The sequence below is a fragment of the Streptomyces sp. SBT349 genome (assembly GCF_001083795.1).
GTDB lineage: Bacteria > Actinomycetota > Actinomycetes > Streptomycetales > Streptomycetaceae > Streptomyces.
The window spans coordinates 17058-26419 of record NZ_LAVK01000035.1; the positions used below are offsets into that span (position 1 = coordinate 17058).

Genomic DNA, 9362 nt, shown 5'->3' on the forward strand with positions numbered 1-9362 from the left:
AGGTAATTCCCATGGCTGGACCCCAGCGCCGCGGTGGCGGCGCCGGTGGCGGCGAGCGGCGGGACCGTAAGGGCCGAGATGGCGGCGCCGCCGCCGAGAAAACCGCGTACGTCGAACGCGTCGTCGCGATCAACCGCGTCGCCAAGGTTGTGAAGGGCGGTCGCCGCTTCAGCTTCACCGCGCTGGTCGTGGTGGGCGACGGCGACGGCACCGTCGGTGTCGGATACGGCAAGGCCAAGGAGGTGCCGGCCGCCATCGCCAAGGGTGTGGAGGAGGCCAAGAAGCACTTCTTCAAGGTCCCCCGGATCCAGGGCACCATCCCGCACCCGTTCCAGGGTGAGGAGGCCGCGGGCGTCGTGCTGCTGAAGCCGGCCTCGCCCGGTACCGGTGTGATCGCCGGTGGCCCGGTGCGCGCCGTGCTGGAGTGCGCGGGCATTCACGACGTGCTCAGCAAGTCGCTCGGCTCGTCCAACCCGATCAACATCGTGCACGCGACGGTGGCCGCTCTGAAGGGGCTTCAGCGTCCCGAGGAGATCGCCGCCCGTCGTGGCCTGCCGCTCGAGGACGTCGCCCCCGCCGCTCTGCTGCGGGCGCGCGCCGGGGTGGGTGCGTGATGGCACAGCTGAAGATCACCCAGGTCAAGTCCCGTATCGGGAGCAAGCAGAACCACCGCGAGACGCTGCGCTCACTCGGGCTGCGGAAGATCAACGACGTGGTGGTGAAGGATGACCGGCCGGAGATCCGCGGCATGGCCAACACCGTGCGGCATCTGGTGACGGTCGAGGAGGTGGACTGAGATGGCCGAACTCGCCAAGAACGACAGCACGGAGAGTGGCGGCTCGCCGCTCAGGCTCCACGACCTCAGGCCGGCGCCCGGCGCCAAGAAGGCCAAGATCCGTGTGGGTCGTGGTGAGGCGTCCAAGGGCAAGACCGCGGGCCGCGGCACCAAGGGCACCAAGGCCAGGTACCAGGTCCGGGTCGGCTTCGAGGGCGGGCAGCTGCCGCTGATCCAGCGGCTGCCCAAGCTCAAGGGCTTCCGGAACCCGGCGCACAAGAACTTCCAGGTCGTCAACCTGGAGCGTCTCGCCGTCCTCTACCCGGAGGGTGGCGAGGTGACCGTGGACGACCTGGTCGCCAAGGGCGCCGTCCGCAAGAACGAACTGGTGAAGGTCCTCGGCAGCGGTGAGATCTCGGTGGCGCTGACGGTGACGGTCGACGCCGTCTCCGCCTCCGCCAAGGAGAAGATCACCGCGGCCGGTGGCACGATCACCGAGCGTTCCTGACCCGGCGCGCGGTTGGCCGGATATGTGAGTGACCGGGGGTGCCTGAGTGATAGGCGTCCCCGGTCAGTCGTTCCGGCCTGGCACATACGCCGGTAAGGTGGCGTCCGTTGTCGTCACCAGATCTGTCATGTCCGTTGGACTTCAAGACCGTCACCTCTCGCGCTCACCGCGGGGGGCGCAGGAGGAGCCGTGCTCACCGCGTTCGCCAGGGCGTTCCAGACGCCCGACCTGCGTAAGAAGCTGCTCTTCACCCTCGGCATTGTCGTGGTGTTCCGGTTCGGCCAGCATGTGCCGGTTCCGGGAGTCAGCTTCCAGAACGTCGATCAGTGTGTTGAGGAGGCGGACGCCGCCGGGGCCGGCTCCGGCCTGTTCGGTCTTGTCAACATGTTCAGCGGCGGGGCGCTGCTGCAACTGACCGTCTTCGCCCTGGGCATCATGCCCTACATCACCGCCAGCATCATTCTCCAGCTGCTCGTCGTGGTGATCCCGCGACTGGAGGCACTCAAGAAGGAAGGCCAGGCCGGTCAGGCGAAGATCACGCAGTACACACGCTATCTGACCATGGCGCTGGCCGTGCTCCAGGCCACCGGCCTGGTGGCCACCGCCCGCAGCGGCACCCTCTTCCCCCAGTGCACGGTGCGCAACGACATCATCCCGGACGACTCGATCTTCACCACGCTGGTGATGGTCATCGCCCTGACCTCGGCCACCGCGCTGATCATGTGGATGGGTGAGCTGATCACCGACCGCGGCATCGGCAACGGCATGTCGATGCTGATGTTCGTCTCGATCGCCGCCGGCTTCCCGGCCGCGCTCTGGCAGATCAAGCAGCAGGGCAGCCTGGCCAACGGCTGGATCGAGTTCGGCGTGGTCGTGGCCTGTGGCCTCGCCATGGTCGGTCTCGTGGTCTTCGTCGAGCTGGCCCAGCGCCGCATTCCCGTCCAGTACGCCAAGCGCATGATCGGCCGCCGTTCGTACGGCGGCACGTCCACCTACATCCCGCTCAAGGTGAACCAGGCGGGTGTGATCCCCGTCATCTTCGCCTCGTCGCTGCTCTACATCCCGCAGTTGCTCGTGCAGTTCGCGGGCACGGACTCGGGGGGTTGGACGGACTGGGTCCAGCGGTACTTCACCGGTGGCGACCACCCGTACTACATCATCACGTACTTCCTGCTCATCGTCTTCTTCGCCTTCTTCTACGTCGCGATCACGTTCAACCCTGAAGACGTTGCGGAGAACATGAAGAAGTATGGTGGTTTCATCCCGGGTATCCGGGCGGGTAGGCCAACCGTCGAGTACCTGAGCTATGTGCTGAACCGCATTACCTGGCCCGGGTCGCTCTACCTGGGTCTGATCGCCCTGGTGCCCACCGTGGCGCTGGTGTTGTTCAACGCGCAGCAGGACTTCCCCTTCGGTGGCACATCCATCCTGATCATCGTGGGTGTCGGTCTCGAAACGGTGAGGCAGATCGAGAGCCAGCTTCACCAGCGTAATTACGAAGGGTTCCTCCGCTGATGCGAATCGTCCTCGTCGGACCGCCGGGCGCGGGCAAGGGCACGCAGGCCGCGGTGCTCGCCGAGCGCCTTGCCATTCCCCACATCTCCACCGGTGACCTCTTCCGGGCCAACATCGCCCAAGGCACGGAGCTGGGGAAACAGGTCAAGTCGATCCTGAGCGAGGGCGGGCTCGTACCCGACGAGGTAACGGTGGCGATGGCGGCGGACCGGATGGCGCGGCCCGACGCCCAGGGCGGGTTCCTGCTCGACGGGTTCCCCAGGAACATCTCGCAGGCCAAGGCCCTCGACGGGCTGCTGGCCGAGAGCGGGCACACGCTGGACGCGGTGCTCGACCTGGAGATCCCCGAGGAGGAGGTGGTGCGGCGCATCGCCGGGCGGCGGACGTGCCGCAAGGACAGCAGCCACACCTTCCACGTGCAGAGCAGGCCCCCGCTCCGCCCCGGCGTGTGCGACGTCTGCGGCGGGGAGCTGTACCAGCGGGACGACGATCGGGAGGAGACCGTTCGCAAGCGGCTCTCGATCTACCACGAGGAGACGGAGCCGATCATCGGCTACTACCAGGAGCAGGGCCTGGTCTCCACGATCTCCGCGGTCGCGTCGGTGGAAGAGGTCACCAGGCGGGCGATCGAGGCGCTGCCGCAGCGCAGCCGGGAGCGCTGATGGTGGAGATCAAGACTCCCGGGCAGATCGCGAAGATGCGCGAGGCCGGCCTGGTCGTCGCCGAGATACACCGCAGGTGTGCGGCGGCGGCCGTGCCGGGGGCCACCACGAAGGACCTGGACGACGTCGCCGCCGCGGTGCTGGCCGAGCGGAACGCCAAGCCGAACTTCCTGGGCTACGGCGGCTTCCCCGCGACCATCTGCACCTCGGTGAACGACGTGGTGGTGCATGGCATCCCGGGCCGGGACACGGTCCTCGCCTCGGGCGACCTCCTGTCGATCGACGCCGGCGCGATCGTGGACGGCTGGCACGCGGACGCGGCGCTGACCGTGTTCGTGGGCGACGGTCACGCTCCGGAGCTGACCGAGCTCAGCCGGGTGACCGAGGAGTCCCTGTGGGCCGGCATCGCGGCCGTCCGCAAGGGCGGTCGCCTCGTCGACGTCTCCCGGGCCATCGAGACCTACATCCGCCGCCAGCCCCTGCCGTCCTCCGGGAAGTACGGGATCGTGGAGAGCTACGGCGGCCACGGCATCGGCAGCGAGATGCACATGGACCCGCACCTGCTGAACTACGTGGACCGGCGGCGTGGCCGCGGGCCGCGCCTGGTGCCCGGGTTCTGCCTGGCGATCGAGCCGATGATCGCGCTGGGCACGGCGAAGACGCACGTGCTCCCCGACGAGTGGACCGTGAAGACCAACGACGGGACCTGGGCGGCGCACTGGGAGCACTCCGTGGCGCTGACGGAGGAGGGTCCCCTCGTGCTGACGGCCGTGGACGGTGGCCGGGCCAAGCTCGCGGAGCTCGGCGTCACGGCCGCGCCCGACCCGTTGAGTTGACGATCGGCGGTTAATGATCTCCCCAACGGGGAAAAGATCATGGATTCGTCTTTTTGAGTGGGGTGCCGTAGACTGGCTAGTCGGTCCCGGTGCACCCGTCTGCCCGGGATCATCCAGGTAGCCGATCCCGGAAGGTGAAGCGCTCAAGCATGGCCAAAAAACAAGGGGCCATCGAGATCGAGGGCACGGTCGTCGAGTCTCTACCGAACGCGATGTTCAAGGTGGAGCTTCAGAACGGACACCAGGTCCTCGCGCACATCAGCGGCAAGATGCGGATGCACTACATCCGTATCCTTCCCGACGACCGGGTCGTGGTCGAGCTCTCGCCCTACGACCTGACGCGCGGGCGGATCGTCTACCGCTACAAGTAGAACGAAAACGAGCAGATCACGACCGGAGAACCTCACACCCATGAAGGTCAGGCCGAGCGTCAAGAAGATCTGCGACAAGTGCAAGGTGATCCGCCGCCACGGGCGCGTCATGGTCATCTGCGAGAACCTGCGCCACAAGCAGCGCCAGGGCTGACCGCACCGCACTTTCGCAGCACTTCCCGCGACGTACGCGACAACAGCAGATACGCAGTCACCCGACCCCTCGCTCGGCGCGGGGACGACACCCCCGGTCGGAGGCCGGGGACCCGGCCCGGCTGAGCGGCCGGGAACGGTGCTGCGGAAGACCTCCGCTGAGAACACCACAGGAGCCACGCAGAAATGGCACGCCTCGCAGGCGTCGACCTCCCGCGCGAAAAGCGCGTCGAGGTGGCCCTCACCTACGTCTTCGGCATCGGACGCACCCTTGCCAAGGAGACCCTCGCCTCCACCGGGGTCGACCCGGACACCCGCGTGCGGGACCTTGCCGAGGAAGACCTCGTCAAGCTCCGCGAGTACGTGGACAACAACTTCAGGACCGAGGGCGACCTCCGCCGGGAGATCCAGGCCGACATCCGTCGCAAGGTCGAGATCCAGTGCTACGAGGGGCTGCGTCACCGCCGCGGTCTGCCCGTTCACGGCCAGCGCACCAAGACCAACGCCCGCACCCGCAAGGGCCCGCGTCGCGCGATCGCCGGCAAGAAGAAGCCGGGCAAGAAGTAGTCCGCACGGACGCTGACAGCGGTCCGTGCACAAGGACCGACCACCTCCAGGGGAGTTAACACCAGATGCCTCCAAAGGGCCGTACGGCCGGCGCCAAGAAGGTGCGCCGCAAGGAGAAGAAGAACGTCGCTCATGGGCACGCCCACATCAAGAGCACGTTCAACAACACCATCGTCTCGATCACCGACCCGACCGGCAACGTGATCTCCTGGGCCTCGGCCGGCCACGTCGGCTTCAAGGGGTCGCGCAAGTCCACGCCGTTCGCCGCCCAGATGGCCGCGGAGAACGCCGCGCGCCGTGCGCAGGAGCACGGCATGCGCAAGGTCGACGTCTTCGTCAAGGGCCCCGGCTCCGGTCGTGAGACCGCGATCCGCTCCCTCCAGGCCACGGGCCTTGAGGTCGGTTCGATCCAGGACGTCACCCCGACCCCGCACAACGGCTGCCGCCCGCCCAAGCGCCGCCGTGTCTGACCAGGTGAAGTAGGAGACGAAAAAATCATGGCGCGTTATACCGGGGCCGACTGCAAGCGATGCCGTCGGGAGAAGCAGAAGCTCTTCCTCAAGGGAGCCAAGTGCGAAAGCGCTAAGTGCCCGATCGAGATCCGTCCTTACCCCCCGGGTGAGCACGGACGCGGGCGCACGAAGGACAGCGAGTACCTGCAGCAGAAGCGCGAGAAGCAGAAGTGCGCGCGCATCTACGGCATCCTGGAGAAGCAGTTCCGGGGGTACTACAACGAGGCCAACCGGCAGCAGGGCAAGACCGGCGAGAACCTGCTCCGTATCCTCGAGTCCCGCCTCGACAACGTGGTCTACCGGGCCGGCTTCGCCAAGTCCCGCGACCACGCCCGTCAGCTCGTCCGGCACGGCCACATCCTGATCAACGGCCGGAAGAACGACATCCCCTCCGCGCGGGTGTCGCCGAACGACATCGTCGAGGTCCGTGAGTCCTCCCGCAACCTCACCCCCTTCGCGGTGGCGGTGGCGGAGGCCGGGGACAAGACCGTTCCGGCGTGGCTCGAGGCCATCCCGGCGCGGCTGCGGATCCTCGTCCACTCGCTGCCCGAGCGCCAGGTGATCGACACCCAGGTGCAGGAGCAGCTGATCGTCGAGCTCTACTCCAAGTAGGCAGGGCTCGTGGGTGGGGCGGAGCCGCGGGATTCCCGCGGCTCCGCTGTACCCTTATGTGTGTACATTCTGAACACGTTGTCTGGCTCGGCATCAAATAGCGGGTGCCGAAGACTGGAGTCACCTTCATGCTGATCGCTCAGCGCCCGTCCCTGACCGAAGAGGTCGTCGACGAGTTCCGCTCCCGGTTCGTGATCGAGCCGCTGGAGCCGGGCTTCGGCTACACCCTCGGGAACTCCCTGCGGCGCACGCTGCTCTCCTCCATCCCCGGTGCCGCCGTCACCAGCATCCGCATCGACGGTGTGCTGCACGAGTTCACGACGGTCCCCGGCGTGAAAGAGGACGTCACCGACCTGATCCTCAACATCAAGCAGCTGGTCGTCTCCTCGGAGCACGACGAGCCGGTCGTGATGTACCTGCGGAAGCAGGGCCCTGGCCTGGTGACGGCCGCGGACATCGCCCCGCCGGCCGGGGTCGAGGTGCACAACCCCGACCTCGTGCTCGCCGCCCTGAACGGCAAGGGCAAGCTGGAGATGGAGCTGACCGTCGAGCGCGGTCGCGGCTATGTCTCCGCCGTGCAGAACAAGCAGGTCGGCCAGGAGATCGGCCGCATCCCGGTGGACTCCATCTACAGCCCCGTGCTGAAGGTCACCTACAAGGTGGAGGCCACCCGTGTCGAGCAGCGCACCGACTTCGACAAGCTGATCGTCGACGTCGAGACCAAGGAGGCCATGCGTCCGCGCGACGCGATGGCGTCCGCGGGCAAGACCCTGGTCGAGCTGTTCGGCCTGGCGCGCGAGCTGAACGTCGACGCCGAGGGCATCGACATGGGCCCGTCCCCGACGGACGCCGCGCTCGCCGCCGATCTGGCGCTGCCGATCGAGGAGCTGGAGCTGACCGTCCGCTCCTACAACTGCCTCAAGCGCGAGGGCATCCACTCGGTGGGCGAGCTCGTGGCGCGTTCCGAGGCGGACCTCCTCGACATCCGCAACTTCGGCGCCAAGTCGATCGACGAGGTCAAGGCGAAGCTGGCCGGGATGGGCCTGGCCCTGAAGGACAGCCCGCCCGGATTCGACCCGACCACCGCCGCCGACGCGTTCGGCGCGGAGGACGACGGCGACACGGGCTTCGCGGAGACCGAGCAGTACTGAACGACCCCGGTGGGGCCGGGCCCCGGTCGGCCCCACCACCGTTCGCGCCGCCACCGGTACCTGATACGGCCGGTGCGGCTCGCCTCCGGTGGGGAAGCCGTGTGCCGCCCCCGCCGGGGCCGCGTTCCGAGGGGTGTCCTCGGGACGTTTCGCTGACACCGGTACCTGATACGGCCGGTGCAGACCGAAGGAGAAGGACATGCCGACGCCTACCAAGGGTCGCAGGCTGGGTGGCAGCCCCGCCCACGAGCGGATGCTGGTGGCGAACCTGGCCACCGCGCTCTTCGAGCACGGCCGCATCACCACCACCGTGGCCAAGGCCCGGCGGCTGCGTCCGGTGGCCGAGCGCCTGATCACCAAGGCGAAGAAGGGCGACCTGCACAACCGCCGCCAGGTGATGCAGACCATCCGCGACAAGAGCGTGGTCCACACGCTGTTCACGGAGATCGGGCCCAAGTTCGCCAACCGGCCCGGCGGTTACACCCGCATCACCAAGATCGGCCCGCGCCGTGGGGACAACGCCCCCATGGCCGTGATCGAGCTGGTGGAGGCCCTGACCGTGCAGCAGACGGCGGTCGGCGAGGCCGAGGGCGCCACGCGCCGCGCGGCCAAGGAGGCCGGGCAGAAGGCCGACCTGGAGAAGCAGGCCGAGGCCGGGACCGAGGAGGCCGTCAACGACGCCCCCGAGGCCGAGGAGGCCAAGGCCGAGGATGCCTCGGGCGAAGAGAAGAAGGACGCCTGACGGCGTCGTGTGCCGTAGCCCGCTGGGCCTGCCCCCGTTCGCCGGGGACGGGCCCAGCGGCGTTTCACCGCCGGAAGGGAAGGCCCTCATGGGTGAGGAACGCGATCTGGTGCCGCCCGGCCACGTCCGGGTGCGGCTGGATCTGTCGTACGAGGGGGGCGGGTTCTCCGGCTGGGCGCGGCAGGAGGGGCGGCGCACCGTGCAGGGGGAGCTGGAGGAGGCGCTGCGGGTCGTCGCGCGGCTTCCCGAGCGGCCCGAGCTGACCGTGGCCGGGCGGACGGACGCGGGGGTGCACGCGCGGGGGCAGGTCGCGCATGTGGACCTGCCGGAGGCCGTGTGGGCGGAGCAGGAGGACCGGCTGGTCCGCAGGCTCGCCGGGCGGCTGCCGCACGATGTGCGGGTGTGGCGGGGGGGGGGGGCCCCGCCGTACTTCAACGCCCGCTTCTCCGCGGTCTGGCGGCGTTACGCGTACCGCGTGAGCGACCACCCGGGCGGCGTCGACCCGTTGCTGCGCGGGCATGTGCTGTGGCACAACTGGCCGCTGGACATCGCCGCCATGAACGCCGCGTCGCTGCGGCTGCTCGGCGAGCACGACTTCGCCGCGTTCTGCAAGCGGCGCGAGGGCGCGACCACCATCCGCGCGCTGCGGGACCTGCGGTGGGACCGGCGGCCGGACGGCATCGTCGAGGGCACGGTGCGGGCCGACGCGTTCTGCCACAACATGGTGCGTTCCCTCGTGGGCGCCCTGCTGTTCGTGGGGGACGGGCACCGGCCGCCGCAGTGGCCCTCGGCGGTGATGGCGGCCGGGGTGCGCGACTCGGCGGTGCATGTGGTGCGCCCGCACGGGCTGACGCTGGAGGAGGTGGCCTACCCGCCGGCCGCCGAGCTCGCGGCGCGCAACGTCCAGGCGCGCCGCCGCCGCACGCTCGCCGACGTCGAGGGCTGAGGGGCAGCAGGC

At 68.7% G+C, this 9362-nt stretch carries 14 protein-coding genes; all 14 read left to right on the forward strand.

Annotated features, from left to right (window positions below; all coding sequences use genetic code 11):
• Nucleotides 1–11: 11 nt before the first annotated feature.
• The 14 genes from rpsE (at nucleotide 12) to truA (ending at nucleotide 9350) form a co-directional block, all read left to right on the forward strand.
• On the forward strand, nucleotides 12–614 hold the full coding sequence (gene rpsE, locus ADY01_RS07005; protein WP_049567390.1) for a 30S ribosomal protein S5: 603 nt from the start codon (nucleotides 12–14) through the stop codon (nucleotides 612–614).
• A complete protein-coding gene (rpmD, locus tag ADY01_RS07010) occupies nucleotides 614–796 on the forward strand; it encodes a 50S ribosomal protein L30 (RefSeq protein WP_049567393.1) in 183 nt (60 codons plus the stop codon). Before rpsE ends, rpmD begins: the two co-directional genes overlap by 1 nt.
• Before the next feature lies 1 nt (nucleotide 797).
• Nucleotides 798–1283 carry a 50S ribosomal protein L15 gene (gene rplO, locus ADY01_RS07015; RefSeq protein ID WP_049567397.1) on the forward strand — a complete coding sequence of 162 codons (486 nt, stop codon included), beginning with the start codon at nucleotides 798–800 and terminating at the stop codon, nucleotides 1281–1283.
• A 189-nt stretch (nucleotides 1284–1472) separates the two neighbouring features.
• On the forward strand, nucleotides 1473–2798 hold the full coding sequence (gene secY / locus ADY01_RS07020; protein ID WP_049567401.1) for a preprotein translocase subunit SecY: 1326 nt from the start codon (nucleotides 1473–1475) through the stop codon (nucleotides 2796–2798).
• Nucleotides 2798–3460 (forward strand): adenylate kinase, encoded by a 663-nt coding sequence (locus ADY01_RS07025; RefSeq protein ID WP_049567404.1) that lies wholly within the window; start codon nucleotides 2798–2800, stop codon nucleotides 3458–3460. Before secY ends, ADY01_RS07025 begins: the two co-directional genes overlap by 1 nt.
• A complete protein-coding gene (map, locus tag ADY01_RS07030; protein WP_049567406.1) occupies nucleotides 3460–4296 on the forward strand; it encodes a type I methionyl aminopeptidase in 837 nt (278 codons plus the stop codon). The genes ADY01_RS07025 and map overlap by 1 nt, the downstream gene beginning before the upstream one ends.
• A gap of 149 nt (nucleotides 4297–4445) precedes the next feature.
• Complete coding sequence (gene infA, locus ADY01_RS07035; protein ID WP_003948620.1) at nucleotides 4446–4667, forward strand: translation initiation factor IF-1; 222 nt, start codon at nucleotides 4446–4448, stop codon at nucleotides 4665–4667.
• A gap of 40 nt (nucleotides 4668–4707) precedes the next feature.
• Complete coding sequence (rpmJ, locus tag ADY01_RS07040) at nucleotides 4708–4821, forward strand: 50S ribosomal protein L36 (RefSeq protein ID WP_049567412.1); 114 nt, start codon at nucleotides 4708–4710, stop codon at nucleotides 4819–4821.
• Between the two features lie 185 nt (nucleotides 4822–5006).
• The gene (gene rpsM, locus ADY01_RS07045; RefSeq protein WP_049567415.1) at nucleotides 5007–5387 is read left to right on the forward strand and encodes a 30S ribosomal protein S13; all 381 of its coding nucleotides are present in this window, start codon (nucleotides 5007–5009) and stop codon (nucleotides 5385–5387) included.
• A 65-nt stretch (nucleotides 5388–5452) separates the two neighbouring features.
• Entirely contained in the window at nucleotides 5453–5857 is a 405-nt protein-coding gene (gene rpsK, locus ADY01_RS07050) for a 30S ribosomal protein S11 (protein WP_016473404.1), read from the forward strand.
• A gap of 27 nt (nucleotides 5858–5884) precedes the next feature.
• Nucleotides 5885–6511 carry a 30S ribosomal protein S4 gene (gene rpsD / locus ADY01_RS07055; protein ID WP_049567419.1) on the forward strand — a complete coding sequence of 209 codons (627 nt, stop codon included), beginning with the start codon at nucleotides 5885–5887 and terminating at the stop codon, nucleotides 6509–6511.
• Nucleotides 6512–6639: 128 nt separating this feature from the next.
• A complete protein-coding gene (locus ADY01_RS07060) occupies nucleotides 6640–7662 on the forward strand; it encodes a DNA-directed RNA polymerase subunit alpha (protein WP_049567424.1) in 1023 nt (340 codons plus the stop codon).
• Nucleotides 7663–7861: 199 nt separating this feature from the next.
• On the forward strand, nucleotides 7862–8404 hold the full coding sequence (gene rplQ, locus ADY01_RS07065) for a 50S ribosomal protein L17 (RefSeq protein ID WP_049567428.1): 543 nt from the start codon (nucleotides 7862–7864) through the stop codon (nucleotides 8402–8404).
• Nucleotides 8405–8492: 88 nt separating this feature from the next.
• Nucleotides 8493–9350, forward strand: a complete 858-nt coding sequence (truA, locus tag ADY01_RS07070; RefSeq protein ID WP_049567433.1) for a tRNA pseudouridine(38-40) synthase TruA — start codon at nucleotides 8493–8495, stop codon at nucleotides 9348–9350.
• The last annotated feature ends 12 nt before the right edge of the window (nucleotides 9351–9362 follow it).

Excerpts from the sequence above, each read along its gene's own strand:
- rpsE (WP_049567390.1), top strand. The coding sequence starts at position 12 with ATGGCTGGACCCCAGCGCCGCGGTGGCGGCGCCGGTGGCGGCGAGCGG.
- rpmD (WP_049567393.1), top strand. The coding sequence starts at position 614 with ATGGCACAGCTGAAGATCACCCAGGTCAAGTCCCGTATCGGGAGCAAG.
- rplO (WP_049567397.1), top strand. The coding sequence starts at position 798 with ATGGCCGAACTCGCCAAGAACGACAGCACGGAGAGTGGCGGCTCGCCG.
- ADY01_RS07025 (WP_049567404.1), top strand. The coding sequence starts at position 2,798 with ATGCGAATCGTCCTCGTCGGACCGCCGGGCGCGGGCAAGGGCACGCAG.
- map (WP_049567406.1), top strand. The coding sequence starts at position 3,460 with ATGGTGGAGATCAAGACTCCCGGGCAGATCGCGAAGATGCGCGAGGCC.
- infA (WP_003948620.1), top strand. The coding sequence starts at position 4,446 with ATGGCCAAAAAACAAGGGGCCATCGAGATCGAGGGCACGGTCGTCGAG.
- rpmJ (WP_049567412.1), top strand. The coding sequence starts at position 4,708 with ATGAAGGTCAGGCCGAGCGTCAAGAAGATCTGCGACAAGTGCAAGGTG.
- rpsM (WP_049567415.1), top strand. The coding sequence starts at position 5,007 with ATGGCACGCCTCGCAGGCGTCGACCTCCCGCGCGAAAAGCGCGTCGAG.
- rpsK (WP_016473404.1), top strand. The coding sequence starts at position 5,453 with ATGCCTCCAAAGGGCCGTACGGCCGGCGCCAAGAAGGTGCGCCGCAAG.
- rpsD (WP_049567419.1), top strand. The coding sequence starts at position 5,885 with ATGGCGCGTTATACCGGGGCCGACTGCAAGCGATGCCGTCGGGAGAAG.
- ADY01_RS07060 (WP_049567424.1), top strand. The coding sequence starts at position 6,640 with ATGCTGATCGCTCAGCGCCCGTCCCTGACCGAAGAGGTCGTCGACGAG.
- rplQ (WP_049567428.1), top strand. The coding sequence starts at position 7,862 with ATGCCGACGCCTACCAAGGGTCGCAGGCTGGGTGGCAGCCCCGCCCAC.
- truA (WP_049567433.1), top strand. The coding sequence starts at position 8,493 with ATGGGTGAGGAACGCGATCTGGTGCCGCCCGGCCACGTCCGGGTGCGG.